Raw genomic sequence first — 26,942 nt, 5'->3', positions numbered from 1 at the left:
TACCGGGAAAGATCTCATCGCCCGCCGGAACGCCACCAAGGAGCAGCACCGATGACCGACCACGGTTCCACCACGACCGACCACGCCCCCGTCCCCCTCGACCTCGGCCCCCAGACCCGGATCGTCGCCCGGCTCGTCGCGGCGGTCGGTGACGACCGGCTCTCCGGTCCCACGCCCTGTCCGGAGTACGCCGTGCACCACCTCCTCGGGCATCTGTTCCACCTCGCCGGTGCCTTCCGGGACGCGGGGCGGAAGGACCTCGGGCCCACGACCGACACCGGCCCGCAGTCCGCGCTGCCCGACCTCGGGCCGGGCTGGCGCGAGGCGTTCCCTCAGGTGCTCGACGAGCTGGCGGAAGCCTGGCGCGACCCGGCCGCCTGGGCGGGGGAGACCCGCGCGGGCGGGGTGCCGCTGCCGGGCGCGATCGCCGCGGCCGTCGCGGCGGACGAGCTGGTCGTGCACGGCTGGGACCTCGCCCGGGCCACCGGCCAGACGTACGAACCCGACCCCGCGGCCCTCGCCGCCGCCCACTCCTTCCTCGCCGCCTCCGCCGACGACCCGTCGCGCGGCGAGATCTTCGGCCCCGTGGTGCCCGTCCCGGACGACGCGCCGCTGCTCGACCGTGTGATCGGCTTGAGCGGACGTGATCCGATGTGGAAGCCATAAGGCCAGTCCGCCGGGCAACCCGACGAAAGAACGCACAAACCCGGCGCGCGCCCCCGTCCGCCTCCGTACGCTCCCGAACATGCCCCTGAGCCTCACCGTCCTCGGCACCGCCTCACCTCACCCCCGCCCGGGCCGCCCCGCGTCCGGGTATCTGCTGCGCGGCGGGGGCGCCGAGATATGGGTGGACGCGGGGTTCGGTACGTTCGCCGAGTTGCAGCGGCACACGGATCCCACCCGGCTCACGGCGATCTGGATCTCCCATCTGCACGCGGACCACAGCGCGGATCTGGTGGCCGCGACCTACGGGTACGCGTACGGCGGCCTCACCCTGCCCGCGCCGCTGCCGGTCTACGCGCCCGGCGACTGCGCCGCGCGGCTCGCGGGGTTCTTCGGGCAGTCGGACCCCTCCTTCCTGAGCGGGGTGTTCGACTTCCGCCCCCTGTACGACGGGCACAGCGTCCGGCACTGGAACCTCACCCTCACCGCCCACGCCGTCGTCCACGACGTGGAGGCGTACGGGCTGCGCGCCGAGTGCCAGGGCCGGGTCTTCGCGTACTCCGGGGACAGCGGCCCGTGCGACGCGCTGGGCCGGCTGGCGGGCAGCGCCGACCTGTTCCTGTGCGAGGCGGACACCGACACCCATCGCGAAGGCGAACCCCGGGTGCATCTCACGCCGGAGGAGGCCGGGACGTACGCCAAGGGCGCGAGCCGGCTGCTGATCACCCATGTGGGGCCCACGCTCACCCCCGAGGGAGCGACCGGCCGGGCGGCCGTCGTCTTCGGCGGCCCGACCGAGAGCGCGCGTGAGGGCGACACCAAGATCGTGTGACAGCGGGCACATCTTTTTCTGTCCGAACCGTTGACGAAACCCGGGCCCCCTCCTACCTTCAACGCGTCGTACTTCGTACGTCATATATGAGACGCGATACGTGAGATCCCATACGTGAGATCCCGCACGGAAGATCCGAGAGGCGCGCATGACCTCTGTGCCCACGCCGATCCCGTCCCGCACGCAGTTCGTGCTGGAGGGGATCAAGCACCGCATCCTCACCGGACAGCTGACGCCCGGTCAGGCCCTGGTCGAGACCGAACTGGCCGCGCAGTTCGGCGTGTCCAAGACGCCCGTGCGCGAGGCGCTGAAGACGCTGGCCGGGACCGGGCTCGTCGTGATGAACCAGTACAAGGGCGTCACGGTGCGCATGGTGGACGCGGACATGGCGCGCGAGGTCTACGACGTACGGCTGCTCCTGGAGCCGGAGGCGCTGCGCCGCTCGGTGCGGCGCGACGTCCCGTGGGACGCGGCGAGCGCCGCGCTGACCAGGGCCGACGAGGCCTCGGACACCGCCGAACGGTCGCTGGCCAACCGGGAGTTCCACCGCGCGCTGTACGTGCCGTGCGGCAACCCGCTGCTCGGCCGGATGCTCGACGAGGTGCGCGACCAGGCCGCGCTGGTCTCGGCCGTCGCCTGGGCCGCCGACCCCTCCTGGGAACGGGAGGCCGCCGAGCACCGGGAGATCCTGCGGCTCGCCCTCGACGGCGACGCGGACGGCGCGGCGGCCGCCCTGTACGCGCACATCGCCTCGTTCGTCGAACGGGCCTTCCCGGAGGCCCGAGTCGAAGCGCAGGGCCCGCCGGCCCGGTAAGCCCCCGAGTCCACGAGGCACGGTGGAGCCGCCGACGCGGCGGCCCCGCCCGCCCTCCGCAGTCCTCCAAGAACTCCTTGCAGAGGAAGGTCATCCATGAGCAGCGTGACGTTCGAGACCCAACGGACGGCTCTGGCCGACGTGGTGGCCATCCCGGTGACTCCGTTCGCCGAGGACGGCACCGTCGACCAGGTCGCCCACCGGGCCCTGCTGCGTCGGCTGCTGGACGGCGGCATCACCACCCTCACCCCCAACGGCAACACCGGCGAGTTCTACGCCCTCACCCCCGAGGAGCGCCGCCTCGTCACCGAGCTGACCATGGACGAGGTCGGCGACCGCGCGGTGATCCTGGTCGGCGTCGGCCACGACGTCCCGACCGCGATCGCCTCCGCCGAGCACGCCCGCGCGCTCGGGGCGCAGATGGTGATGGTCCATCAGCCGGTCCACCCCTATGTCTCGCAGAGCGGCTGGGTCGACTACCACCGGGCGATCGCGCAGGCCGTGCCCGAGCTGGGCGTCGTGCCCTACATCCGCAACGCCCAGCTCACCGGTGAACGGCTCGCCGAACTCGCCGACACCTGCCCGAACGTCATCGGGGTCAAGTACGCCGTCCCGGACGCCGCCCGCTTCGCCGCCTTCGCCCGCGACGCCGGCCTGGAGCGCTTCGTCTGGGTCGCGGGGCTCGCCGAGCCGTACGCGCCCTCCTACTTCTCGGCCGGTGCCACCGGCTTCACCTCGGGGCTGGTGAACGTCGCCCCGGCCGTCTCGCTGAACATGATCGAAGCGCTTCGGTCGGGCGACTTCCCGGCCGCCATGAAGGTCTGGGAGCAGATCCGCCGCTTCGAGGAGCTGCGCGCCGCCAACGGCTCCGCCAACAACGTGACCGTCGTCAAGGAGGCCCTCGCCGCCCTCGGCCTGTGCCGCCGCGACGTCCGGGCCCCCAGCAGGGAACTGCCCGAGACCGAACGCGCCGAGGTCGCCGCGATAGCCGCCGGGTGGTCGATGTGAAGCAGACACAGCGGCGGACGAAGCGTCCCGAGGACCTCCGCAGCCACCAGTGGTACGGCACGGACGGTCTGCGCTCCTTCAGCCACCGGGCCCGCACCCGCCAGCTCGGCTACCTTCCCGAGGAGCACCTCGGGAAGCCGGTCATCGCGATCCTCAACACCTGGTCGGACATCAATCCCTGTCATGTGCACCTCCGGGATCGTGCGCAGGCGGTCAAGCGGGGTGTGTGGCAGGCCGGCGGTTTCCCGCTGGAGTTCCCGGTCTCGACCCTCTCCGAGACCTTCCAGAAGCCGACCCCGATGCTCTACCGCAACATGCTCGCCATGGAGACCGAGGAGCTGCTGCGCTCCTACCCGGTCGACGGGGCCGTCCTGATGGGCGGCTGCGACAAGTCGACGCCCGCGCTGCTCATGGGCGCGGCCTCCGTCGACCTCCCGGCCGTCTTCGTGCCCGCCGGGCCGATGCTGCCGGGCCACTGGCGCAACGAGGTCCTCGGCTCCGGCACCGACATGTGGAAGTACTGGGACGACAAGCGCGCCGGGCTCATCGGCGACTGCGAGATGACCGAACTGGAGTCCGGTCTGGCCCGCTCGCCGGGCCACTGCATGACCATGGGGACGGCCTCCACGCTCACCGCCGCCGCCGAGGCGCTCGGCGTCACGGTCCCGGGCGCGTCCAGCATCCCGGCCGTCGACTCCGGCCATGACCGCATGGCCGCCGCCGCGGGCCTGCGCATCGTCGAACTGGTCCACCGGGACCGGAAGCTGAGCGACATCCTCACCGCCGACGCCTTCGCGGACGCCGTCACCACCGTCCTCGGGCTCGGCGGCTCCACCAACGCGGTCATCCACCTCATCGCCATGGCCGGCCGCGCGGGTGTCACGCTCACCCTCGACGACTTCGACCGCGTCGCCCGTACGGTCCCGGTGCTGGCCAACGTCCGGCCCGGCGGCCAGCGGTACCTGATGGAGGACTTCCACTTCGCGGGCGGCCTGCCGGGCTTCCTCTCCCGGATCACCGACCTGCTCCACCTGGACCGGCCGACCGTCTCGTACGACACGATGCGCGAGCAGCTCGACGGGGCGCTCGTGCACGACGACGACGTGATCCGGACCCGTGAGAACCCGGTCGTCACCGAGGGCGGGGTCGCCGTCCTGCGCGGCAACCTCTGCCCGGACGGCGCGGTCATCAAGCACATCTCCGCCGAGCCGCACCTGCTCAAGCACACCGGCCCGGCGGTCGTCTTCGACGACTACCGGACGATGCAGCGGACCATCAACGACCCGTCCCTCGGGATCACCGCCGACACCGTCCTGGTGCTGCGCAACTCCGGGCCCAAGGGCGGGCCGGGCATGCCCGAGTACGGGATGCTGCCCATCCCCGACCATCTGCTGAAGCAGGGCGTCCGGGACATGGTGCGGATCTCCGACGCCCGGATGAGCGGCACGAGTTACGGCGCCTGCGCGCTGCACGTGGCCCCGGAGTCGTACGTCGGCGGACCCCTCGCCCTTGTCCGCACCGGCGACACGATCACCCTCGACGTCGAGGCCCGCACACTTCAACTCAACGTGGACGACGAGGAGTTGGAGCGCCGCCGGGCCGACTGGACCCCACCGCCCACCCGCTACGAACGCGGCTACGGCGCCCTCTACAACGACCAGATCACCCAGGCCGACACCGGCTGCGACTTCGAGTTCCTGGCCCGACCGGGCAAGGTCCCGGACCCGTACGCGGGGTAACGGCTCTCGACCCACCCGGGCCCCGGGGTTTTTCAGGGGCGCGGGGAACTGCGCGACCAGCCACAACGCACCCGCACCCGCCGACGCACAGCAAGCCGTACCCCGAACCGCGCACCGCGAACCACCCCACCACGCCCATCGAGAAAGCGCTTCCTGCACCACGACGCACCACGACGCACCACGACGCACCACGACGTACCCAGAAACGGAGCCCCAGTCATGGCCCAAGCCGCAGCCGTGGCGAAGCCGCCCGCGCCGCCCCGGCGGAGCCGTGCGCGGAGCCGTACGCGCCGTGCCTCCGCGACCCCGCGCAGGCTGCCGTACCTGCTGATCGCCCCGGCCGCCCTGCTCATGCTGGGCTTCATCGCCTACCCGGTCATCAGCGTCTTCTACTACAGCCTGCAGCACTACAACCCCACGAAACCCTGGCGGAACGGCTTCGCCGGCTTCGACAACTTCGTGCACGCCTTCACCGAGGACCCCATCTTCTGGGACACCCTCGTCTTCAGTGCCAAGTGGGTGGTCGTCGAGGTCTCGCTGCAGCTGCTGTTCGGCCTGGCGCTCGCGCTGATCGTCAACCAGACGTTCGTCGGGCGCTCCCTCGGCCGCGCCCTGGTCTTCTCCCCCTGGGCCGTCTCCGGCGTACTGACCTCCGCGATCTGGGTGCTCCTCTACAACTCCCAGACCGGCATCACCCGGTACCTCGCGGACATGGGCATCGGCGAGTACGGCACCAGCTGGCTCTCCGACACCTCCACCGTCTTCTCGGCGGCGATCGTCGCCGACCTGTGGCGCGGTGTCCCCTTCTTCGCGATCCTCATCCTCGCCGACCTCCAGTCCATCTCGAAGGACCTGTACGAGGCCGCCGAGGTCGACGGCGCCAGCCGCGTCCGGCAGTTCCTGCACATCACGCTGCCGCACCTCAAGGACGCGATCATCCTCTCCACGCTGCTGCGCGCGGTGTGGGAGTTCAACAACGTCGACCTCCTCTACACCCTGACCGGCGGCGGACCCGCGGGTGAGACGACCACTCTCCCGCTCTACATCGCCAACACCTCCGTCGACGCCCACAACTTCGGCTACGCGTCCGCCCTGACCACGGTCGCGTTCGTGATCCTGCTCTTCTGCTCGATGGTCTATCTGCGGCTGAGCAAGTTCGGAGGCGAGTCCAAGTGATCACCCAGGACGCCGAGAAGGTCGCCCCCGTGCGGCTCGCGCCCGTGGCCGAGGAGCCTCCGCGGCGACCGGGCAAGGTCCACCGCGCCTGGGACGAGGTACCGCGCTGGCAGATCTACCTTCCGCTGTCGGTCTATCTGGTCTTCACCCTCGTCCCCTTCTACTGGATCCTGCTCTTCGCCCTCCGCAAGCCCGGCTCGACCTCGCTCGTGCCCTGGCCCATGACCTTCGAGCACTTCGAGAAGGTGTGGAACGAGCGCAGCTTCGGGCTCTACTTCCAGAACAGCGTGCTCGTCGGTGTCGTCACCCTGCTGATGACCACGCTCGTCGCCCTGGCCGGTGGCTACGCCCTCGCCCGCTTCGACTTCAAGATCAAAAAGGGGTTCATGCTGGCGCTGCTGTGCTCCCAGTTCGTACCGGGCGCGCTGCTGCTGGTCCCGCTGTTCCAGATCTTCGCCGAGCTGCGGATGATCAACTCGCTCGGCAGCGTCATCCTCGCCGAGACGGTCTTCCAGCTGCCGCTGTCGATCATCCTGATCAGCAACTTCATCAAGAACGTGCCGTACTCCCTGGAGGAGGCCGCCTGGGTCGACGGCTGCAACCGTTTCACCGCGTTCCGGGTCGTCGTGCTGCCGCTGCTGCGGCCCGGTCTGATCGCCGTCGGCTCCTTCGCCTTCGTGCACTCCTGGAACCACTTCCTGTTCGCCCTGATGTTCCTGAGCAACCAGGAGAAGCAGACCATCCCGGTCGGCCTCAACACCCTGCTCAGCGCGGACAGCGTCGACCTGGGCGCGCTGGCGGCCGGCGGCATCATCGCCGCCGTCCCGGTGGTCATCGTCTTCGCCTTCATCCAGAAGTGGCTGATCACGGGCTTCAGCGCGGGGGCGGTGAAGGGGTGAACCCACGACGGAGACCGCTGCAACTCATCGCCCTCGCCGGGGTGTTGGGCGCCATGCTCACGACCCCGGCCGGGGCCGAGCCCCGGAACACCGGCCGGGACATCGGCCGGGACATCGGCCGGGACACGCTCGCGGCGGACGACGGCTGGGCGGCCGCCGACGGTGGTACCACGGGGGGTTCCACCGCAGACGACGCCCATGTCTTCACCGTACGCACCCGGAGCGAGCTGGTCCGCGCGCTCGACGGCGGCAGCGCCACCCCGAAGATCATCCGGATCGCGGGGACCGTCGACGCCAACACCTCCGACGACGGCGAGAAGCTCGACTGCGCGGACTACGCCACCGACGGCTACGACCTGAAGGCGTATCTGGCCGCGTACGACCCGCGGACCTGGGGCTCCGCCAAACCGAGCGGCCCCCAGGAGGAGGCCCGCCAGGCGTCGGCGGCGAAGCAGGCCGGGCGGATCGAGCTGGCCGTCGGCTCCAACACCACGATCGTCGGCCTCCAAGGCGCCGTGCTGAAGGGCGCGAGCCTCCAGCTCAAGGGCGTGGACAACGTGATCGTCCGCAACCTCGAACTCCGCGACGCCTACGACTGCTTCCCGGTCTGGCAGCCCAACACCGGCGGCCTCGGCGACTGGAAGACGGCGTACGACAACATCTGGGTGCGCGGGGCGAGCCATGTCTGGATCGACCACGTCACGGTCTCCGACAAGGGGCACCCCGACGAGGACGAGCCGACCCACTTCGGCCGCAACTACCTGCGGCACGACGGTCTGCTCGACATCACCAACGCCGCCGACCTGGTCACCGTCTCCTGGAGCCGCTTCCAGGACCACGACAAGGGCATCCTCATCGGCAACGGGGACACCGCCACCGGCGACCGGGGCAAGCTGCGGGTGACGCTGCACCACAACCAGTTCGAGAACGTCGTCCAGCGCGCGCCGCGCGTCCGCTTCGGACAGGTGCACCTCTACAACAACCGATACGTGATGTCAGTCCCGGCCGACGCCCACGACCACCGGTACTCCCTGGGCGTCTCCACCGAGTCGGCCGTGTACGCGGAGAACAACGCGTTCACCACACCCGGCCACATCGAGGTCGCCGATCTGGTGAAGAGCTGGAACGGCACCGCCCTGCACCAGACGGGCACCCTCTTCAACGGCTATCCGGTGGATCTCCTGGCCATCCACAACGCCTACAACTCCGGCAGCGAGCGTGATCTGACGGCGGACGTCGGCTGGGCGCCTACCCTGCACCAAAAGATCGACAGCGCCGGGAGGGCCGACCGAGAGGTGGCCCGCGGCGCGGGCGCAGGGAGGATCCGATGACCACCAGGACGTACGAGAACCCGCTACCGCTCGTCCTCGCGGGGGCCCGGGGCCACGGCCGCTGGCACCTGGAGAACATCCGGCGGCTGGCGGACAAGGGGATCGTCCGGCTCGCCGGGATCTGCGAACTGACGCCGCTGGGAGCGGACGAGATCCCGGACGGCCTCGGCACACCCGAGCAGTCCGCCGACTTCGGGGCGCTCCTCGACTCGACCGGTGCCGCGATCGCCGTGATCTGCACGCCCATCCCCACCCACACCGACCTCGCCCTGACGGCGGCCCGGCGGGGCGTGCACGTCCTGCTGGAGAAGCCGCCGGCCCCGTCGTACGCCGAGTTCCGCCGGATGGCCGACGGGGTCGCGGCGGCCGGGACGGTCTGCCAGATCGGCTTCCAGTCGCTGGGCTCGCACGCGCTGCCCGCGATCCGGACCATGGTCGACGACGGCCTGATCGGCGAGGTCACCGGCATCGGCGGCGCGGGCGCCTGGGCCCGCGCCGAGGCGTACTACCGGCGCGCGCCCTGGGCGGGCAAGCGGCGACTGAACGGCGTGGACGTCATCGACGGGGCGCTCACCAACCCCCTCGCGCACGCCGTCGCCACCGGGCTCGCGCTCGCCGGCGCGGGCCGCGCCGAGGCCGTCACCGGCATCGAGACCGAACTGCTGCGCGCCAACGACATCGAGTCCGACGACACCTCCTGTGTCCGGATCACCACCGCCGACGGCGGCCGGATCACCGTCGCCGCGACCCTCTGCGCCGAGGACCCGGGCGAGCCGTACAACGTCGTGCACGGCACCAGCGGCCGGATCACCTTCTGGTACAAGCAGGACCGGGTGCTCGTCCAGCGGGCCGGACACGGCCCGGAGGAGATCGAGTACGGCCGCACGGACCTGCTGGAGAACCTCGTCGACCACCTCGTCGACGGCACCGGGCTGCTGGTCCCGCCGGAGGTGACCGGCGCGTTCATGAAGGTCGTCGAGGCGATCCGCACCGCCCCCGACCCGGCCGCGCTCCCGGCGGACGCCTGGCACCTGCTGCCCGACGAGGACCGCCGGGTCGTCGACGGCATCGACGCCCTGGTCACGGCCGCCGCCGACGACCTCGCCCTCTACTCCGAACTCGGCGCCCCCTGGGCGCTCCCCGATCCACCGGCGAAAGAGGTGAGCACATGACGATGACCGACGCGTCCCTCGTCCTGCGGGTGGCGGGCCGTCCGGTGGGCCGCTATCTCACCCGGCCCGAACTTCCCGAACGGCTCTCCCCACGCCCCTATCTGCATCCCGTCACCACCCTGTCCGGTACGGCGGTCACCGAACTGAGTCCCGCCGACCACCTCCACCACCTCGGCGTCGGTGTCGCCGTTCCCGACGTCGAGGGGCACAACTTCTGGGGCGGACGCACCTACGTCCGCGACCGGGGTCCGACCGAGCTGGACAACCACGGCTCCCAGCGCCACACCGCCTTCCAGCTGCGCGACCCCGACGGCTTCGTCGAGGAACTGCGCTGGGTGGCCTCCGGCACCGAGTTACTGCGGGAGCGCCGTACGGTCGCGACCACCGAACTCACCGACTCCGCCTGGGCGCTGGACTTCACCTTCTCGCTCACCAACATCACCGGCGCCCCGGTGTCCATCGGCAGCCCCGCCACCAACGGCCGCCCCGGCGCCGCGTACGGCGGCTTCTTCTGGCGGGCCCGCAAGGAGGCCACCGCACCCCGGGTCCTCACCGCCGAGGCGGAGGGTGAGGCCGAGGTGCACGGAGGCCGCGCCGACTGGGTCGCCCTCGTCGGCGGCACCTGGACGCTCGTCTTCGCCGGGGCCACCGAGACCACCCGCCGCGACCCGTGGTTCGTCCGCGCCGACGAGTACCCGGGCGTCGGCTCCTCCCTCGCCGCCACCGAGCGCCTCCCGATCGAGCCGGGGGAGACGGCCGTACGCCGGATCGTCACCGTCGTCGCCGACGGCACCCTCGGCCGGGACGAGGCGGCGGCCCTGGTCCGCAAGGCGGTGAGCCTGTGACCACCTCGGTGAGCGCACCCGCCTTCTCCGCCGACCGGGGCGACGGCACCTACCGCAACCCGGTCCTCGACGCCGACTGGTCCGACCCCGATGTCCTGCGCGTGGCCGACGACTTCTACATGACCGCCTCCAGCTTCGGCCGGGTCCCGGGCCTTCCCCTGCTGCACTCCCGGGACCTGGTCAACTGGACGCTCGTCGGCCACGCGCTGCAACTCCTCGAACCTGCCGCCGAGTTCAGGGCGCCGCGCCACGACTGCGGGGTGTGGGCGCCCTCGCTGCGGCACTTCGACGACCGGTTCTGGATCTTCTGGGGCGACCCCGACCAGGGCATCTTCCAGGTCAACGCCCCCGGGATCAGGGGCCCTTGGACCCGCCCGCACCTGGTCAAGGAGGGCAAGGGACTCATCGACCCCTGTCCGCTGTGGGACGAGGAGACCGGCGAGGCGTACCTCGTGCACGCCTGGGCCAAGTCCCGCTCCGGCGTCAAGAACCGGCTCACCGGCCACCGGATGCGACCCGACGGGACGGGCCTGCTCGACGAGGGCAAGGTGATCGTCGACGCGGACCGGCTCCCCGGCTGGTTCACCCTGGAGGGCCCCAAGCTCTACCGCCACGACGGCTGGTACTGGATCTTCGCCCCCGCCGGTGGCGTGGAGACCGGCTGGCAGGGAGCCCTGCGCTCCCGCGACTTCTTCGGCCCGTACGAGGAGCGGATCGTCCTGGAGCAGCGGGACACCGACGTCAACGGGCCGCACCAGGGCGGCTGGGTGCGCACGGCGGCCGGCGAGGACTGGTTCCTGCACTTCCAGCAGCGCGGCGCGTACGGCAGGGTCGTCCACCTCCAGCCGATGCGCTGGGCGGACGACGGCTGGCCGGTGCTCGGGGACGAGGGCGCCCCCGTCGCCGTGCACCGCAAGCCGGAGCTGCCGCCGCAGCCGCCGGCCGCGCCCGCCACCGACGACGACTTCCCCGGCGGCCGCTTCGGACGCCAGTGGCAGTGGACCGCGAACCCCCAGGACGGCTGGGCCACCCAGCACTCCGGGGACGGGCTGCGGCTCACGTGCGTGCGCTCCGTGCACACGCACGACCTGCGGAAACTGGCGAATGTGCTCACACAGCGGCTGCCGGGGATCCCGGCCGTGACCGAGGTGGAGCTGAGCCTCGGCAGTGAGGAGCCGGGGGCGCGGGCCGGGCTCGCGGTGCTCGGGGACGCGTTCCGCTGGATCGGGCTCCAGCGGGGTGCCGACGGGACCGTGCACCTGGTCCACCGGTTCGCCGAGACCGTCGCCGACCGCGAGCGGGACGCCGACCGTCCGCGCCCGGCGCCCGGCGGGCGGGCCCGGCTGCGGATCGAGACCTCGGCCGGGGCGCGCTGCCGCTTCTCCTACGACGTGGGGGAGGGGTGGGAGCCCTCGGGACAGGTCTTCGCCGCCACCCCCTGGCGCTGGGTCGGCGCCCTGCTCGGCCTCTTCGCGGTCGCGCCCACCGGCGGGGGACACGCCGGGGCGGCCACGTTCAGGGAGTTCCGGATCACCACCGCGCGGGCCACCACCGCCTGACCCCTGTCTTCGTACGCCTGTTGGGAGCCGCAATGACGCACCTCCGTAGCAAGCGCTTGCCGCACCGAGGGAGAACGGCCGCCGCCGTCACCGCCCTGATCGCCTCGTTCGTCGTCGGCGCGTTCACCCCGGCGGAGGCCGCGCAGCCCGCCCCGGCCGCCGACGCCGTCGCCGCCGGGTACGGCGCGGCACCCCGCTGGACCGACCGCCCCCACGGCTTCGCCTCCCTCGACGGCGGCACCACCGGGGGCGCGGGCGGCAAGGTGGTGACCGTCACCGACCAGGCCTCGCTGGCGCGGTACGCGTCCGCCGAGGAGCCCTACGTCATCCGGGTGGCCGGGGCGATCGACGTCGAGCCCTTCGGCTCGGACATCGTCGTGACCTCGGACAAGACGATCGTCGGCGTCGGCGACACCGGCGAGATCGGCCACGGCGAGCTGCATCTCAACCCCGGTACCAGCAACGTCGTCATCCGCAATCTGACGATCCGGGACTCCTACGTCGAGGGCGACTGGGACGGCAAGACCACCGACTTCGACGCCATCCAGATGGACACCGTCGACCACGTCTGGATCGACCACAACCGCTTCGAGCACATGGGCGACGGACTCCTCGACATCCGCAAGGACAGCCGGTACATCACCGTCTCCCACAACCAGTTCAGGAACCACAACAAGGCCCTCGGTATCGGCTGGACGACGAATCTCCAGACCGAGATCACCATCGACCACAACTGGTTCACCGGCACCAAACAGCGCAACCCCTCCGCCGACAACTGCGCCTACGCCCACCTCTACAACAACTACCTCTCGGCGCAGGTGGCCGACGGCGACCCCGTGTGGACGTACGGGAACTGGGCGCGCGGCCGGACCAGGATGGTCATCGAGAACAGCTACTACGACGGGGTCCAGCACCCCTACCAGGCCGACGCCACCGCCGAGCTGGTGCAGCGCGGGTCGATCCTGAAGAACGTCACCGGGCGACGGGAGAGCTGGGGCGAGGCCTTCGACCCGAGGGACTTCTACCGCTACCGCCTCGACCCGGCCGCCGCCGTCCCCGCGCTGGTCACCCGGTTCTCCGGCCCGCAGAAGGACATCGGCACGAACACCGTGCTGAACGTCCCCGGTGATCACCCGACCGTGCAGGCCGCGGTGGACGCCGTACCCGCCGGCAACGACGGCACGGTCACGATCCGCATCGCCCCCGGCACCTACCGCGCGAAGGTCCTGATCCCCGCGAACAAGCCGAACCTGCTGCTCCAGGGCACCGGACGGGACCGCTCGGACACCGTCCTCGTCTTCGACACGCCCGCCGCGAACGGCGGTTCCAACGGCAGCGCCACCGTGCGGATCCTCGCCAGTGACGTGACCGCCCGCAACCTCACCTTCAGCAACGACTTCGACGAGGCCGCGCACGAGGTCAACGGCGAACAGGCGCTGGCGGTGAAGACCACCGGCGACCGGATCGTCTTCGAGGACACGGCCTTCCTGGGCAACCAGGACACCCTGATGACCGACAGCCCGAGGCTCGACGTCATCAGCCGGGTCTACATCCGCGACTCGTACATCGAGGGCGATGTCGACTTCATCTACGGCCGTGCCACGACGGTGATCGAGCGCTCCCTGATCAAGGCGCTCAGCCGGGGCTCGGACAGCAACAACGGCTACATCACGGCCGCCTCGACCTGGAAGGAGAACCCCTACGGGTTCCTGATCACCCGGTCGAAGGTCGTCAGCGACGCGCCCGCCGGGACGTACCACCTCGGCCGGCCCTGGCACCCGGGAGGCGAGCCGGACGCGATCGCCCAGGTGCTCTTCCGGGACACCGAGCTGCCCGCCGCGATCAAGTCCTCGCCGTGGACGGACATGAGCGGGTTCTCGTGGAAGGACGCCCGGTTCACCGAGCACCGGACGTACGGGCCGGGAGCCGGGGTCACCGCCGACCGGCCGCAGCTGCCGGCGGCCGAGGCCGGCACGTACACGGTCACCAAGTACCTCGCGGGGACGGACGGCTGGGCACCGCATCGCACGCGCGTCGGCGCGGGCGCCGGCCGCTGAGTTCCGTACCCGGAGACAGCACAGACCCCCCACAACTTCATAACCCTCGTATCCAGAAGAGAGAGCCGTTCAATGAAGATCAGCAATCGCAGAAGCAGGCGTGCCGCCGCGGCCGTCGCCCTGGGTTCCGTCCTCGCGCTGACCGCCACCGCCTGCGGTGACGACGGCAGCGGCACGGGCGGGGACAAGGGCTCCGAGGGGAGCGGCAAGGGCAAGGTTCTCTTCTGGGACAACAACGGCGGTGTCCGCACCGACATCTGGAAGGAGATCATCGCCGACTTCGAGAAGGCCAACCCGGACATCAAGGTCGAGTACGTCGGGATCGCCGCCACCGAGTACCAGTCCAAGGTCGACACCTCCATCCAGGGCGGCGGTCTCCCGGACGTCGGCGGTGTCGGCGCGGCCATGGCCGCCGGGTTCGCCGCGCAGGGCGCGCTGGAGCCGCTGGACGGCCGGCTCGCCAAGTCCTCCCTGAACGGCAAGCTCAACGAGGCGATGGTCGAGTCGCTGAAGTCCGCCGGCGGCGGCGACGCCCTGTACTCGATCCCCACCTCCGCCAACAACGGTGTCCTCTACTACCGCACCGACCTGTTCAAGGCGGCGGGCCTCGCCGACCCGACCGACTGGGACAAGTTCTACGCGGCGGCCGAGAAGCTCACCGACAAGGACAAGAACGAGTTCGGCTACACCATCCGCGGTGGCGCCGGGTCCATCGCGCAGGCGCTGGACGCGATGTACGGGCAGTCCGGGATCACCTCGTTCTGGGACGCGAGCGGGGAGAAGGCCACCGTCAACGACCCGAAGAACATCGCTGCCCTGGAGAAGTACGTCGGCCTGTACAAGAAGGTCACGCCCGCGGCCGACCTCAACAACGACTTCACCAAGATGGTCGCGCAGTTCGACTCCGGCACGATCGGGATGCTCAACCACAACCTGGGGTCGTACCAGGACCATGTGAAGGCGTTCGGCGACAAGTTCCGGGGCATCCCGCAGCCGACCGGGCCCGGCGGCAAGCGGGTGCAGGTGTCCAACCCGGTCGACGGGCTCGGCATGTTCAAGAGCTCGAAGAACAAGGAAGCCGCCTGGAAGTTCATCGAGTTCGCGACCTCGCACGAGGAGAACTCCAAGTTCAACAAGTCCGCCGGGCAGGTGCCGTCGAACAACGACGCGGCCAAGGACGCGTGGATCTCCGAGGCCGAGCCGACGAAGCTGGCCGCCGCCGCGCTCGGTGACGGGTCGACGACGATCGTGCAGCTGCCGTACTACCTGCCGGACTGGAACACGATCTCGAAGGCCGACAACGAGCCGGCCTTCCAGAAGGTGATGGACGGGCAGAGCAGTGCGAAGGAATTCCTGGACGCGCTTGCCGAGCAGCTGAACACGGCGCAGGCGGAGTGGAGTGAGCAGAAGAAGGGCTAACAGCTCGGTCCGGTTCGTTCGTGGCCGGCTGCGGATTCGGTGCGGCCGGTCGCGCCCACGCGGCGGAGCCGCACATGTCACCGCCCCGCGCCCCTGGAAGACGGGGCGCGGGGCCTCCTGGAAAGGCACCCGCACGTGTCGCTCACTCGTAGACAAGTCGCCGGTGCGGCTCTCGCCGCTGTTCCGCTCGGTGCCGCCGCCACCGGGACCGCCTCCGCCGCGTCGGCGCGGCGTCGGCGCACCCTCTACATCGCCGGTGACTCCACCGCCGCGCAGAAGTACGCCGACGCCGCGCCCGAGACGGGGTGGGGCATGGCGCTTCCCTTCTTTCTCGGGAAGGGGCTGTCCGTCTCCAACCACGCCGTGAACGGCCGTAGTTCGAAGAGCTTCATCGACGAGGGGCGGCTCGACGTCGTCCTCGGGGCGATCCGGCCCGGGGACTTCCTCGTCGTCCAGTTCGGACACAACGACTCCAAGATCGCCGATCCCACGCGGTACACCGAGCCGTGGACGACGTACCAGGACCATCTGCGCCAGTACATCGACGGCGCGCGGGCGCGCGGCGCCCGGCCGGTGCTCGCCACCTCCGTCGAGCGCAGAAAGTTCGACGCGAGCGGCAACGCCGTGGCGACCCACGGCGACTATCCGGCAGCGGCGATCGCTCTCGCCGCGGAGGAGGGGGTCGCCCTCCTCGACATCCAGGCGCTGTCGATCGCGTTGTGGCAGCGGCTCGGGGTCGAGGAGACCAAGAAGTACTTCAACTGGACCGGGACCGAGCAGGACAACACGCACTTCAACCCGCCGGGGGCGATCGCGGTGGCCCGGCTGGTCGCGGGTGAGTTGCTGCGGCGCCGGGTGCTCGCACGTCGTGACGTGCGCCGTCTCGACGAAGAGGTGCCCGACTCCTGGATCACGTGGCCCGTGGCGTAGTGCTCCGCTCGTAGGTCGGTTTTCGGCTGCGGGTCCGTTGTGGCTGGTCGCGCCCACGCGGCGGAGCCGCACATGAACACAGCCCCGCGCCCCTTGCAGGGGCTCGACATCCCCCCTTTGCTTCGAAAGGAACCGCACACATGCGTCCTCGTATCTGGCATGCCCATGTCATGACATCCGTCGTCGGCTGTACCGCGCTCGTGCTCGGGGTCGCCGGCACCGGTGTCGCCCAGGCTCAGGGCCGTGATCTCGGCCGGCAGGTGCTCGGCGCCGGGGACGGGTGGGGCTCGGCGGACGGCGGCACCACCGGTGGGTCGGCGGCCGACGCCGAACATGTCTACACGGTCACCACCTGGGCCGAGTTCAAGGCCGCGCTGGCGGCGGGTGGGAACGCGCCGAAGATCATCAAGGTCAAGGGGATGATCGACGCCGTCTCCGAGGGCTGCGAGGCCTTCGTCACGGGCGGCTACGACCTCCAGCAGTACCTCAAGGACTACGACCCGGCCGTCTACGGCAACGACGAGGTCGCCAAGGGCCCGCAGGAGGACGCGCGGGTCGCGTCCATGGCCAACCAGGACTCGGCGATCAAGGCCAACATCCCCAGCAACACCACCATCGTCGGCGTCGGCAAGAACTCCGGCATCCTCGGCGGCAGCCTCCAGATCAAGGGCGTCTCGAACGTCATCATGCGCAACCTCACCATCGAGGCCCCGCTCGACTGCTTCCCCAAGTGGGACCCGACGGACGACAACAACACCGGCAACTGGAACTCCGAGTACGACGCCGTGGTCGTCTACGGCACCGACCACGTCTGGCTCGACCACAACACGTTCACCGACGGGCGCTACCCGGACAGCGAGCGGCCGGTCTACTTCGGCAAGGTCTTCCAGCAGCACGACGGCCTGACCGACATCGTGCGCGGCGCCAACTACGTGACCGTCTCCTGGAACCGCTTCCAGGACCACGACAAGAACATGCTGATCGGCAACAGCGACAGCACCGCCACCACCGACTCCGGCAAGCTCAAGGTCACGATGCACCACAACCGCTTCGACGGGATCCTCCAGCGCTCCCCGCGCGTGCGGTTCGGCCAGGTCGACGTCTACAACAACCACTACGTCGTCACCGAGGACCAGAAGGACGACTACTACATCTTCGGCGTCGGCCTGTCCTCCCAGCTCCACGCCAGCGACAACGCGATCACGCTGCCCGCGGGCGCGAGCGTCGGCAAGGCCCTGAAGAGGTGGAACGACTCCCCGCTCACCGCCGAGAACAACTACGTCAACGGCAGGCTGACGGACCTCATCGCCGTCCACAACGCCGAGATCCCCTCGGAGTTCCTGCGGTCCGGCGCCGGCTGGACCCCCACCCTGCGGACCGAGGTCGATTCGCCGCGCGCGGTGCCGGGTGTGGTCGCGCGCGGCGCGGGCGCCGGAAAGGTCTGCTGATGACGGACCGTCGAACAGGGGCGAGCAGACGGTCGTTCGTCGTCGCCGGCGTCGGGGCCGCGCTCATGCTCGGCGCCGCGCCCACGGCCCGAGCGGCCGGCGCCTCCCGTGGCCGCCGGGTCTTCGGCCGGTACGGGTCGCCGGCCGCCCGCCTCGACGACCTGACCCTGTACGTGGACGCCGGCGGCGCCGGTGACTTCACCACCGTCCAGGCCGCCGTCACCGCCGCTGGGGGTACCTCCCAGGCGTTTAGCACTGGGGGAGGCAGCGGGTACACCCTGGTCCTCGCGCCGGGCGTGTACCGGGAGACGGTCGCCGTCACGGCCGCCCGTACGGAGATGACCTGGATCGGGGCGTCCGGCGACGCCCGGGACGTGGTGGTCGTGTACGACAACGCGGCCGGCACCCCGAAGCCCGGCGGCGGCACCTACGGCACCACCGGGTCCGCCACGACCCTGGTGCAGGGCGCCGGGTTCACCGCGCGGGACCTCACCTTCGCCAACGACTGGCTGCGCGCCGACCACCCCGGCATCAGCGGCACCCAGGCGGTCGCGATCAAGGTGCAGGGCGACCGGTCGGCGTTCCTGCGGTGCCGGTTCCTCGGCCACCAGGACACGCTGTACGCCGACTCGACGGCGCTCGGCGCCTTCGCCCGGCAGTACTTCCGCGACTGCTACGCCGAGGGGGACGTGGACTTCGTCTTCGGACGGGCCACGGCCGTGTTCGAGCGCTGCCGCTTCCACACCCTCACCAGGACCGATCTCTCCTCCGCCCCCTACGGGTTCGTGTTCGCGCCCTCCACGGCCGGCGCCAACCCGCGCGGCTACCTGGTGACCCGGAGCCACGTCACCAGCGAGGCACCGGACGCCTACTACAAGCTGGCCCGCCCCTGGGTGCCCAGCTCCGACACCACCGCCCGGCCCATGCTCACCGTGCGCGAGACCCGCCTCGGTGCCGGGATCGACGCGGTGGCGCCGTACGCCAACATGTCGGCGGGCTTCCCCTGGCAGGACCAGCGGTTCGCCGAGTACCGGAACACCGGGCCCGGTGCCGTGGTCTCCGTCCCCGAGAACCGGCCCCAACTCACCGCCGCCGAGGCCGCGTCGGCCACCCGCGAGGCGTACCTCGGTGACTGGGCCCCGTGGGAGAGGTGCTGAGATGAGGCGGCGCACCCTGCTCGGCTCGATCGCCGGCGGCCTGGTGGCCGTCGGCGCGGCCCCCGCCCTCGCCCACGGTGGGCGCCGGGTCCTGCACGTCCGCCCCGGGGGATCGGTCCAGGCCGCCGTGGACGCCGTCACCGGCCCCGGGTGGACGATCGTCGTCCATCCGGGGACGTACCGGGAAGTCGTCAACATCCCTGCGGGGAAAGGGGAGTTGACGCTGCGCGGAGCCTCCCGCGACCCCCGTGCCGCCGTCCTCGTCTTCGACCGGGCCAACGGCACCCCGCGGCCCGAGGGCGGCACCTACGGCACCGCGGGCTCCGCCACCTTCACCTCGGCGGCGCCCGGCCTGACCGTACGCGATCTGACCCTCGCCAACGACTGGCTGCGCGCGGACCACCCGGACTGGACGGGGACGCAGGCGGTCGCCGCGTACGTCACGGGGGACCGGTCGCACTTCGAGAACGTCCGGTTCCTCGCCCACCAGGACACCCTGTTCGCGGACACCACCGCGCTCGACGCCTTCGACCGGCAGTACTACCGGCACTGCCACATCGAGGGCGACGTGGACTTCGTGTTCGGGCGGGCCCGGGCCGTCTTCGACACGTGCCACTTCCGCACCCTCCAGCGGGACGTGTCCTTCACCCCCAAGGGCATGGTCTTCGCCCCCGCCACCGCCCGCGCCAACCCCTACGGCTTCCTCGCCCTGCGCGGCCGGATCACCTCCGGCGCCGAGGACGCCGCGTACAAGCTCGCCCGGCCCTGGGTGCCGTCGTACGAGACGACCGCCTGGCCCGCGCTGGTCGTGCGGGACACCTGGATCGGGCCCGGGATCGACGCGGTCGCGCCCTACACCAACATGCGCGAGGCCTACCCGTGGCAGACCATGCGCTTCCGCGAGTACGCCAACTCCGGTCCTGGCGCGGTGGTCCCGGTGCCCGAGAACCGGCCCCGGCTGACCTCCGCCGAAGCGCGGGAGCACACGCGGCGGACGTACCTCGGGGACTGGAGGCCCTATGACCGCCGGTGATCCGGTGGGGCGGCGGGCCTTCGTGGCGGGAGCAGGGGCGGCCCTCTTCGCCGCCGCCCCCGGCTCCGCCGCCGGGGCGGCACCCCCGGGAGCCGGGGCCGGGGCGGCACCCCTGACCCCGACCGCCGCCCTCCCCGACTTCCACCCCCTCCTCAAGGACGAGCTGCGCTTCCCGCTCGCCTGGGGCACCTCGCCCGTCCGGGACTTCCGCGCCTGGCGGCGGGCGGCGAGGGCGAAGGTCGAGGAGCATCTGATCGCCGGCCGGGACGACACCCCGTACGACCCCGAGTTCGGTGGTGCGCGCGCCGAAGGCGAGGGCTGCACCCGCGAGTTGGTCACCTTCTCCCTCACCCGGTACGGCCGGGTGAGGGCCGCCCTGCTCACCCCGCACGGCGACGGACCGTTCCCGGCCGTGCTCCTGCTGCACGACCACGGCGCCAGGTTCGACATCGGGAAGGAGAAGCTGGTCAGGCCCTGGTTCGACGAGAGCCGGCTGCCCTCCGCGCAGGCCTGGGCGGACCGGTACTTCAGCGGGCGGTTCGTCGGTGACGAACTGGCCCGGCGCGGCCATGTCGTCCTCGCCGTGGACGCGCTCGGCTGGGGCGACCGGGGCCCGGTGACGTACGAGGACCAGCAGGCCCTCGCGAGCAACCTCTACCACCTGGGCTCCTCGCTCGCCGGGCTCATGGCCAGGGAGGACGTGCGAGCGGTGGGCTTCCTGGCCGGGCTCGACCGGGTGGACCGCCGCCGGGTCGCGGCCCTCGGATTCTCGATGGGCGCGTTCCGGGCCTGGCAGACGGCCGCGCTCAGCGACGACATCGCCGCCGCGGTCAGCGCCTGCTGGATGACCGGACTCAAGGAGGTCCTGGTCCCCGGCAACAACATCCTGCGCGGCCAGTCCGCCTACTACATGCTCCACCCCGGGCTCGCCCGGTACCTGGACTTCCCCGACGTGGCGAGCATCGGCGCCCCCAAGCCGATGCTGTTCCAGAACGGCGGACTCGATCCGCTGTTCCCCGCCGACGGCGTCCGCGTGGCCCACGACAAGCTGCGCGCCGTCTGGCGTTCGCGTCACGCCGAGGAGCGGCTGCGGCTGAGGACCTGGCCCGAGCTGGGCCATGTGTTCACCGCGCCGATGCAGGACGAGGCCGCCGACTGGCTCGCCACGGTCCTGTGAACCGACTCCCACCCGCACGGGAAAGGAACCGCTCCCCATGTCTCTTCCGTCTCGTCGCACCGCCCTTCTCCTGAGCACGGCCCTGGCGTTCGGCACCGGTCTGGCCGTCCTCCCCACCCAGGCACACGCGGCCACCGTGGTGGTCAGCAACTCCACGGACCTGTCCAACGCCATCAAGAACGCCACCGCCGGTACGACCATCCAGGTGCGCGGCGGCACCTACTACCCGACGGCGACCCTCCAGTCGACGGCCAACGGCAGCTCCTCCAGCCGGATACACCTCCAGCCGTACGGCTCGGAGACCGTGAAGATCGACGGCTCGAACCTCCCCGACGGCGACTGGATCTTCAAGCTGACCGCCGACTACTGGACCGTCTCCGGGATCACCTTCCAGAACTCCCCGGACAGCGCGGTCGTCTGCCAGTCCTGCGCCTCCACGGTCTGGGACAACATCAGGACCATCAACGGCGGCGACTCCGGTTTCACGCTCACCGGCGACAGCACCACCAACAACCTGGTCCGCAACATCGACTCCTACGGCCACTACGACCGGGCCAACCACGGCGAGAACGCCGACGGCATCGCCGTGAAGTTCGGCTCGGGCAGCGGCAACCTCATCACTGGGGCCCGCCTGTACAACAACTCGGACGACGGTCTGGACTTCTGGTCCTTCTCCTCGCCCGTCACCGTCGAGCACACCTGGGCGATGGGCAACGGAAGGAACCGCTGGTCGGACTCCGCGTTCGCGGGCGACGGCAACGGCTACAAGCTGGGCGGCGACGGCGAGACCGTCGCCCATGTCATCAACAACTCCGCCGCCTGGGACAACGCGGGCAACGGCTTCACCGAGAACAGCAACAAGGGCGCCATCGTCCTCAACCGCACCACCGCCTACGCCAACGCCAAGTGGGGCTACTACTTCGCCACCGGCGCGGCCCGCCTCGGCAGGAACCTGGCGGTGAGCAACGGCGGCGGCGCGGTCAACAAGGGCTCGTCGGTCGTCTCCTCCGGCAACAACTGGGACTCCGGCGTCGCGACGCCGGCCTTCCGCTCCACCAACGCCTCGACGACGTTCAACGCCCGTTCGTCGAGCGGCACACTGCCCGCGACCACCTTCCTGACCACGGGCAGCACGACGATCGGCGCGACGATGGACTGAGCGGACTAGGAGAACGCGGCCAGCAGGCGGCCGTACTCCTTCTTCGTCACCGGCATGACCGTGCCGTGCCTCGGGCTGGTGGGCAGCGCGTAGCCCTCGGACGGTGTCCACCGGCCCGAGGCGAGGTCGGTCGTCTCGAACGGGATGTAGCCCCGGCCGCCGTACTCGTCGATGAAGAGGTACCACTTCTCCTCGGTGTTCGACTTGAACACGGTCGGGCCCTCGCCCCGGCTCATCGCCCCGCTGCCGATGCAGTCCGACACGAAGTCGTACGAGGTGTCCGTGAGCGTGCGCGACCGCTCACCGGTGATGAACTTCGCGCACGGGCTGGAGGAGTTCGGGTCGCGTTCGTCCTTGGTGTAGCGGTAGTACGTGCCCCGGTGCTCGACGACGGTCGAGTCGATGACCGAGTAGCCGGGGTCGTTCCACACCTTCGGCGCGCTGAACGTGCGGAAGTCCTTGGTCGTCGCGTACATCATCTTGTTGTACGTCGAGCCGGTGTGCTCCGGGTCGTCGTCGGCGTAGAGCTTCGACGCCCAGAAGACGACGAACCTGCCGAGCCGGCTGTCCCAGTAGGCCTCGGGCGCCCAGGTGTTGCCCGCGTTGTCCGGGGACACCTTCACCAGCCGCTGGTCGGTCCAGTGGACCAGGTCCCTGGACTCCCAGACCATGATCGACTTGCTGCCGTGGCGCTGGACCTGGTCCCAACTGCCGCTGCTGCTTTGGTACATACGCAGATCCGTCGCGATCATGTAGAACCGGTCGCCCTTGGGGGAGCGGATCACGAACGGGTCGCGCAGGCCCTTCTCGCCGATGGTGGAGGTGAGCACCGGCTTGCCCGCGTTCAGCTCACGCCAGCGCAGCGCGTCGTTGCCCTCGCTGAGCGCGTAGCGGATCTGCTCGCCGTCGGCGGTGCCCTCACCGGTGAAGTAGGCGAAGAGATAACCCGCGTACTTCGGCTTGGGCTGATGGGCGGACTGAGCGGTCTGCGCCGGGGTCGGTGGGGCGGCGAGCAGGCCGAGGAGGAGCGCCAGGAGGGGGAGCAGGATCGAGCGGGCGGTACGGCTCATGACACATCCTGTGGGGGTCTGATGGATTCTGTTCGTCAAGTCGCTCTCGGAGTCTCATCAGTGGGGTTCGGAGCGTCAATCGGTGTGCGTGTGAAGACTCCGAGCGAAACTTTCGGGCGTTTTCGCCAGGGCCTGGGACGCGGCAACCCTTTCCCGGTGGGTGGCGACCAGTGATCAGAAGCGGGCCGGGGCGGCCCCTCCGGCCGGCTTCGCTCTCGTCTCCCGTGAGACCCGCCCCCGAGAAAGGAACCCCTGTGCGTCAGAGCAGCAGCGGGCGCCACCGAAGAACCCGCACCCTGTCGATCGCCGCCGCCGTGTCGCTCGCCGCGGGAGCGGGCGGCGTGTGTCTCGGCCTCGCGCACGACGGGGCCCGGGCCGCCGGCACCACGGTCACCGTCTCCACCACCGCCGCGCTGGAGTCGGCCGTCGCGCACGCCGTCGCCGGTACGACCGTCCAGGTGCGTGGCGGCACCTACCGGCCGACGAAGACCCTGAGGTCCACGGCCGACGGCACCGCCTCGGCCCGGATCACGCTCACCGCGTACGCCGGGGAGAGGGTGCGGATCGACGGGTCGGCGCTGCCCGCCGGGTCCTGGCTCGCCGGGATCCACGGCGACCACTGGACCGTCTCCGGCCTCACCTTCCAGAACTCCCCGGCCCAGGGCTTCGTCGCCACGTCCTCGGTCGGCGGTGTCTTCGAGAACCTGGTCACCCGGGACAACGGCGACTCCGGGTTCACCCTGCGCGGCGACGGCACGACGGACAACCTGGTGCGGAACCTGGACAGCCACGGCAACTACGACGCCGCGGACCACGGTCAGAACGCCGACGGCATCGCCGTGAAGTTCGGCTCCGGCAGCGGCAACAGGATCACCGGCGCGCGTCTGTTCGACAACGCGGACGACGGGCTCGACCTCTGGCAGTTCTCCTCTCCGGTCACCGTCGACCACTCCTGGGCCTTCGGCAACGGCAGGAACCGCTGGAACGACACCGCCTTCGAGGGCGACGGCAACGGCTTCGAGCTGGGCGGGGGCGGCGCCTCGGTCGCGCACTGGGTCCACGACAACGCGGCCTGGGACAACACGCTCCACGGGTTCACCGAGAACTCCAACACCGGCGCGATCCTGCTGAACCGCAACACCGCGTACGCCAACAGGGAGAACGGCTTCTCCTTCGCCACCGGCAGGGCCCGCCTGGCCCGGAACCTGGCGGTGGGCAACGGGACCGGAAAAGCCGAGCTGGGCTCCGCCACCGTCTCCGCCGCCAACAACTGGGACGCCGGGGTGACTTCGCCGGCCTTCAGGTCCACGGACGCGGCCACGGCGTACGGCGCCCGCCGGTCGAACGGCTCGCTGCCGGTCACCACGTTCCTGACGACGGGCTCCGCGGCCGTCGGCGCGACCATGAACTGACCCACGGGCAGGGCGAGAAGGCGCCCCCCGCCGGTCGTCACCGGCGGGGGGCGTTGTTCGTGCCGACCCCGAGGGGGGCTCTGGTCGGCACCTGCTGCCGGCCGAGGGGGGCTCGGGCCAGCAGGTCCATGCCCGGGGCCGCGGGGACCGGCGAGACCCGGTCATTGATGGATACCCGGGGACGCCCGCCCGCGAACGTTCCGCGGGTGCGGTCATGTCCCCGATTCCTCGCTGGTGGTGACTCCCGTGCCCCTTGGTCGCCACCGGCGGGGAAAGGGTTGCCGCCCTCGCGGGATTTCTCTACGAATCGCCCTTGTCCGAGGAGCCGTCGTCGTCCTGGCCCTCGAAGTCGCCCGCCACCGAGAGACTCTCGCCGCCCGCCCGCGCGGTCATCGCATAGCGGTCGTCGCCCGCGTCCCTGCCGCCGCGCTCATGGGCGTACTGCCCGGCGAACACGAACTCGCCCTCCGGGACGGTCCGTCCGTCCTTGAGCACCCAGGTGTAGACCAGGAAGCCGTCCTTCGCCTCGACGGTGAGGTCGAAGTCCTGCTCCGGCAGCGACCGCCAGGCACCGGCCGAGGTGACCCCACCGGTCTGCGCGATCCTCAACCGCACGGTCAGCTCGGTGAGTTGCTCGTCCGCCCGGAGGGTGAGATTGCTCTGCGCCCAGAAGTCGTTGCTGTGCGGGTCGACCGAGCCGTCCGACCAGAGCGGGCCGTCCTCCTCGTTCCCCGACGCGGGCGGCTCGGGCGCCTTCGTGCCCTTGGCGGACGGAGTCGGCGACGGCGTCGAACCGGGCTTCTTCTTCTCCTGCTTCGCGCCGGTGCTCGGACTCGGATGGTCGGGGTGGACCGGTGCCCGGCTCGTCGCGGCCGGGGACTCGACCGGTGTCGGGGAGACCGCGACCGTCCCGCGGTCGGCGGGCGCCGTCTCCTCGCCCTTCACCGCGGACGCGACGGCGTACCCGCCGACCGCGAGCACCCCCGCGACCCCGGCGGTGGCGGTGACCACCCGCACCCAGCCCCACAGCGGCGGCCGGGTCGCCTTACGGCTCCGGCGCTCCTCGGGGGCGGCCATGCCCCGCTCGATCCGGGCCAGGATGCGGGCGCGATCGGGCTCGTGGGCCTCGGCGGACTCGCGCAGCCGGGCGCGCAGCTCCTCGTGCACGTCCCTCATCGGTCCCTTCCTCCACTGCCCGGCGCACCCACACCGGTCACACTCGCGCCCCTCACGCCCCCGCTCGTGATGCCGGCGTGCATACGCCGTGGCGCGTCCTCGGTGCCGAGCAGCTTCTGCAACTCGGCCATGCCCTTGGACGTCTGGCTCTTCACCGTACCGACCGAGACCCCGAGGGCGAGGGCCGTGTCCTTCTCCGAGAGGTCGAAGGCGTGCCGCAGCACCACACAGGCCCGCTTGCGGAACGGCAGTCTGCGCAGCGCCGACTGGACGTCGACCACACCGGGCACATCGGGATTCTCGGTCTTCTCCTCGCGCTGCGACCAGAACAGTGTGATCCGGCGGCGCTCCCGGACCGCGCTGCGTATCCGGGTACGGGCCAGATTGGCGACGACGCCCCGGGCGTACGCCACCGGGTGGTCCGCCGCGCGCACCCGGTCCCAGCGGTGCCACAGCGCGAGCAGCGCGTCCGCGGCCAGGTCGTCGGCGGCGTCCGCCTCGCCCGTCAACAGGTGCGCCAGACGCGACAGTTCGGCATAGTGCCGTTCGAAGAAGGCGTGGAACTCCACGGAGGCTGCGTCGTCGACGACAGTGCCCACGGGGACCTCTCTTCTCGCTGCGGCCGCGGCGGCCGAGCCGGCCGCCTGTGCGTGTCATGTGGATGACAGGTGATCGTCCGGGGTCGACCCCCGACGAGATCCGGAAGAGTAGCAGTGATCGTGAAAGGCGTTCGTACGCGGCTTCGAACGCCGTCTTGCAGGGAGAATTCCGATTCCGTAACACGGGGAAAACCTGAATCAGGTTCAACGGGGGAACAATCCAGCCAGCATCCGCAAGCATCCGCGCGTAGTCCACGCATGTCACTA

At 70.8% G+C, this 26,942-nt stretch carries 22 protein-coding genes and 1 pseudogene; 20 read left to right on the top strand and 3 right to left on the bottom strand.

All coding sequences use genetic code 11. The features are described from left to right. Positions 1 to 51: 51 nt before the first annotated feature. The 19 genes from J8M51_RS14835 (at position 52) to J8M51_RS14745 (ending at position 22,418) form a co-directional block, all read left to right on the top strand. Positions 52 to 666: a TIGR03086 family metal-binding protein gene (locus J8M51_RS14835; RefSeq protein WP_086751980.1), complete on the top strand. Its 615-nt coding sequence runs from the start codon at positions 52 to 54 to the stop codon at positions 664 to 666. A 79-nt stretch (positions 667 to 745) separates the two neighbouring features. Beyond that, on the top strand, positions 746 to 1,495 hold the full coding sequence (locus J8M51_RS14830; RefSeq protein ID WP_086751978.1) for an MBL fold metallo-hydrolase: 750 nt from the start codon (positions 746 to 748) through the stop codon (positions 1,493 to 1,495). Between the two features lie 148 nt (positions 1,496 to 1,643). Continuing rightward, complete coding sequence (locus tag J8M51_RS14825) at positions 1,644 to 2,309, top strand: GntR family transcriptional regulator (RefSeq protein ID WP_086751976.1); 666 nt, start codon at positions 1,644 to 1,646, stop codon at positions 2,307 to 2,309. 96 nt (positions 2,310 to 2,405) lie between these two features. Continuing rightward, on the top strand, positions 2,406 to 3,317 hold the full coding sequence (locus tag J8M51_RS14820) for a dihydrodipicolinate synthase family protein (protein WP_086751974.1): 912 nt from the start codon (positions 2,406 to 2,408) through the stop codon (positions 3,315 to 3,317). Further along, positions 3,314 to 5,056: an L-arabinonate dehydratase gene (gene araD / locus J8M51_RS14815; RefSeq protein WP_086751994.1), complete on the top strand. Its 1,743-nt coding sequence runs from the start codon at positions 3,314 to 3,316 to the stop codon at positions 5,054 to 5,056. Before J8M51_RS14820 ends, araD begins: the two co-directional genes overlap by 4 nt. A 219-nt stretch (positions 5,057 to 5,275) precedes the next feature. Then, positions 5,276 to 6,232: a carbohydrate ABC transporter permease gene (locus tag J8M51_RS14810; protein WP_086751972.1), complete on the top strand. Its 957-nt coding sequence runs from the start codon at positions 5,276 to 5,278 to the stop codon at positions 6,230 to 6,232. Then, positions 6,229 to 7,131 (top strand): carbohydrate ABC transporter permease, encoded by a 903-nt coding sequence (locus tag J8M51_RS14805; protein ID WP_107473659.1) that lies wholly within the window; start codon positions 6,229 to 6,231, stop codon positions 7,129 to 7,131. Before J8M51_RS14810 ends, J8M51_RS14805 begins: the two co-directional genes overlap by 4 nt. 53 nt (positions 7,132 to 7,184) lie before the next feature. Then, positions 7,185 to 8,462 carry a pectate lyase family protein gene (locus J8M51_RS14800; protein WP_179202865.1) on the top strand — a complete coding sequence of 426 codons (1,278 nt, stop codon included), beginning with the start codon at positions 7,185 to 7,187 and terminating at the stop codon, positions 8,460 to 8,462. Further along, a complete protein-coding gene (locus J8M51_RS14795; protein WP_086751969.1) occupies positions 8,459 to 9,634 on the top strand; it encodes a Gfo/Idh/MocA family protein in 1,176 nt (391 codons plus the stop codon). The genes J8M51_RS14800 and J8M51_RS14795 overlap by 4 nt, the downstream gene beginning before the upstream one ends. Further along, positions 9,631 to 10,479 (top strand): DUF6807 domain-containing protein, encoded by an 849-nt coding sequence (locus tag J8M51_RS14790; protein WP_086751968.1) that lies wholly within the window; start codon positions 9,631 to 9,633, stop codon positions 10,477 to 10,479. The genes J8M51_RS14795 and J8M51_RS14790 overlap by 4 nt, the downstream gene beginning before the upstream one ends. Next, positions 10,476 to 12,038, top strand: coding sequence for a glycoside hydrolase family 43 protein (locus tag J8M51_RS14785; RefSeq protein ID WP_256964019.1), 1,563 nt, complete (start codon positions 10,476 to 10,478; stop codon positions 12,036 to 12,038). Before J8M51_RS14790 ends, J8M51_RS14785 begins: the two co-directional genes overlap by 4 nt. A 32-nt stretch (positions 12,039 to 12,070) precedes the next feature. Continuing rightward, positions 12,071 to 14,095, top strand: coding sequence for a pectinesterase family protein (locus J8M51_RS14780; RefSeq protein ID WP_086751966.1), 2,025 nt, complete (start codon positions 12,071 to 12,073; stop codon positions 14,093 to 14,095). Between the two features lie 72 nt (positions 14,096 to 14,167). After that, complete coding sequence (locus tag J8M51_RS14775) at positions 14,168 to 15,514, top strand: ABC transporter substrate-binding protein (RefSeq protein ID WP_086751964.1); 1,347 nt, start codon at positions 14,168 to 14,170, stop codon at positions 15,512 to 15,514. Between the two features lie 135 nt (positions 15,515 to 15,649). Next, the gene (locus J8M51_RS14770) at positions 15,650 to 16,444 is read left to right on the top strand and encodes a rhamnogalacturonan acetylesterase (protein ID WP_086751962.1); all 795 of its coding nucleotides are present in this window, start codon (positions 15,650 to 15,652) and stop codon (positions 16,442 to 16,444) included. A gap of 140 nt (positions 16,445 to 16,584) precedes the next feature. Then, the gene (locus J8M51_RS14765; RefSeq protein ID WP_086751960.1) at positions 16,585 to 17,892 is read left to right on the top strand and encodes a pectate lyase family protein; all 1,308 of its coding nucleotides are present in this window, start codon (positions 16,585 to 16,587) and stop codon (positions 17,890 to 17,892) included. Beyond that, complete coding sequence (locus tag J8M51_RS14760) at positions 17,892 to 19,049, top strand: pectinesterase family protein (protein WP_086751958.1); 1,158 nt, start codon at positions 17,892 to 17,894, stop codon at positions 19,047 to 19,049. Before J8M51_RS14765 ends, J8M51_RS14760 begins: the two co-directional genes overlap by 1 nt. A gap of 1 nt (position 19,050) precedes the next feature. Next, positions 19,051 to 20,082: a pectinesterase family protein gene (locus J8M51_RS14755; protein WP_086751956.1), complete on the top strand. Its 1,032-nt coding sequence runs from the start codon at positions 19,051 to 19,053 to the stop codon at positions 20,080 to 20,082. Next, the gene (locus J8M51_RS14750) at positions 20,069 to 21,259 is read left to right on the top strand and encodes a dienelactone hydrolase family protein (protein WP_086751954.1); all 1,191 of its coding nucleotides are present in this window, start codon (positions 20,069 to 20,071) and stop codon (positions 21,257 to 21,259) included. The genes J8M51_RS14755 and J8M51_RS14750 overlap by 14 nt, the downstream gene beginning before the upstream one ends. Before the next feature lie 37 nt (positions 21,260 to 21,296). Next, positions 21,297 to 22,418, top strand: coding sequence for a right-handed parallel beta-helix repeat-containing protein (locus J8M51_RS14745; protein WP_086751952.1), 1,122 nt, complete (start codon positions 21,297 to 21,299; stop codon positions 22,416 to 22,418). Positions 22,419 to 22,429: 11 nt separating this feature from the next. Here J8M51_RS14745 and J8M51_RS14740 read toward each other — a convergent pair. Next, positions 22,430 to 23,488 (bottom strand): annotated as a pseudogene (locus J8M51_RS14740) (glycoside hydrolase family 43 protein); the annotation flags it as partial. Between the two features lie 254 nt (positions 23,489 to 23,742). Here J8M51_RS14740 and J8M51_RS14735 point away from each other — a divergent pair. Next, on the top strand, positions 23,743 to 24,900 hold the full coding sequence (locus J8M51_RS14735) for a right-handed parallel beta-helix repeat-containing protein (RefSeq protein WP_086751950.1): 1,158 nt from the start codon (positions 23,743 to 23,745) through the stop codon (positions 24,898 to 24,900). A 300-nt stretch (positions 24,901 to 25,200) separates the two neighbouring features. Here J8M51_RS14735 and J8M51_RS14730 read toward each other — a convergent pair whose 3' ends face one another. Together J8M51_RS14730 and J8M51_RS14725 are read right to left on the bottom strand one after the other, a co-directional pair. Further along, positions 25,201 to 26,076, bottom strand: a complete 876-nt coding sequence (locus tag J8M51_RS14730) for a hypothetical protein (RefSeq protein WP_086751948.1) — start codon at positions 26,074 to 26,076, stop codon at positions 25,201 to 25,203. Next, positions 26,073 to 26,675: a SigE family RNA polymerase sigma factor gene (locus tag J8M51_RS14725; RefSeq protein ID WP_086751945.1), complete on the bottom strand. Its 603-nt coding sequence runs from the start codon at positions 26,673 to 26,675 to the stop codon at positions 26,073 to 26,075. The genes J8M51_RS14730 and J8M51_RS14725 overlap by 4 nt, the downstream gene beginning before the upstream one ends. Between the last annotated feature and the right edge of the window lie 267 nt (positions 26,676 to 26,942).

Origin of the sequence: Streptomyces griseiscabiei (assembly GCF_020010925.1) — a bacterium.
In the GTDB taxonomy this organism is placed as follows: domain Bacteria; phylum Actinomycetota; class Actinomycetes; order Streptomycetales; family Streptomycetaceae; genus Streptomyces; species Streptomyces griseiscabiei.
This window is presented reverse-complemented; position numbering and strand designations above follow the sequence as displayed.

Excerpts from the sequence above, each read along its gene's own strand:
- J8M51_RS14835 (WP_086751980.1), top strand. The coding sequence starts at position 52 with ATGACCGACCACGGTTCCACCACGACCGACCACGCCCCCGTCCCCCTC.
- J8M51_RS14830 (WP_086751978.1), top strand. The coding sequence starts at position 746 with ATGCCCCTGAGCCTCACCGTCCTCGGCACCGCCTCACCTCACCCCCGC.
- J8M51_RS14825 (WP_086751976.1), top strand. The coding sequence starts at position 1,644 with ATGACCTCTGTGCCCACGCCGATCCCGTCCCGCACGCAGTTCGTGCTG.
- J8M51_RS14820 (WP_086751974.1), top strand. The coding sequence starts at position 2,406 with ATGAGCAGCGTGACGTTCGAGACCCAACGGACGGCTCTGGCCGACGTG.
- J8M51_RS14810 (WP_086751972.1), top strand. The coding sequence starts at position 5,276 with ATGGCCCAAGCCGCAGCCGTGGCGAAGCCGCCCGCGCCGCCCCGGCGG.
- J8M51_RS14800 (WP_179202865.1), top strand. The coding sequence starts at position 7,185 with ATGCTCACGACCCCGGCCGGGGCCGAGCCCCGGAACACCGGCCGGGAC.
- J8M51_RS14795 (WP_086751969.1), top strand. The coding sequence starts at position 8,459 with ATGACCACCAGGACGTACGAGAACCCGCTACCGCTCGTCCTCGCGGGG.
- J8M51_RS14790 (WP_086751968.1), top strand. The coding sequence starts at position 9,631 with ATGACGATGACCGACGCGTCCCTCGTCCTGCGGGTGGCGGGCCGTCCG.
- J8M51_RS14780 (WP_086751966.1), top strand. The coding sequence starts at position 12,071 with ATGACGCACCTCCGTAGCAAGCGCTTGCCGCACCGAGGGAGAACGGCC.
- J8M51_RS14775 (WP_086751964.1), top strand. The coding sequence starts at position 14,168 with ATGAAGATCAGCAATCGCAGAAGCAGGCGTGCCGCCGCGGCCGTCGCC.
- J8M51_RS14765 (WP_086751960.1), top strand. The coding sequence starts at position 16,585 with ATGCGTCCTCGTATCTGGCATGCCCATGTCATGACATCCGTCGTCGGC.
- J8M51_RS14760 (WP_086751958.1), top strand. The coding sequence starts at position 17,892 with ATGACGGACCGTCGAACAGGGGCGAGCAGACGGTCGTTCGTCGTCGCC.
- J8M51_RS14755 (WP_086751956.1), top strand. The coding sequence starts at position 19,051 with ATGAGGCGGCGCACCCTGCTCGGCTCGATCGCCGGCGGCCTGGTGGCC.
- J8M51_RS14750 (WP_086751954.1), top strand. The coding sequence starts at position 20,069 with ATGACCGCCGGTGATCCGGTGGGGCGGCGGGCCTTCGTGGCGGGAGCA.
- J8M51_RS14745 (WP_086751952.1), top strand. The coding sequence starts at position 21,297 with ATGTCTCTTCCGTCTCGTCGCACCGCCCTTCTCCTGAGCACGGCCCTG.
- J8M51_RS14730 (WP_086751948.1), bottom strand. The coding sequence starts at position 26,076 with ATGAGGGACGTGCACGAGGAGCTGCGCGCCCGGCTGCGCGAGTCCGCC.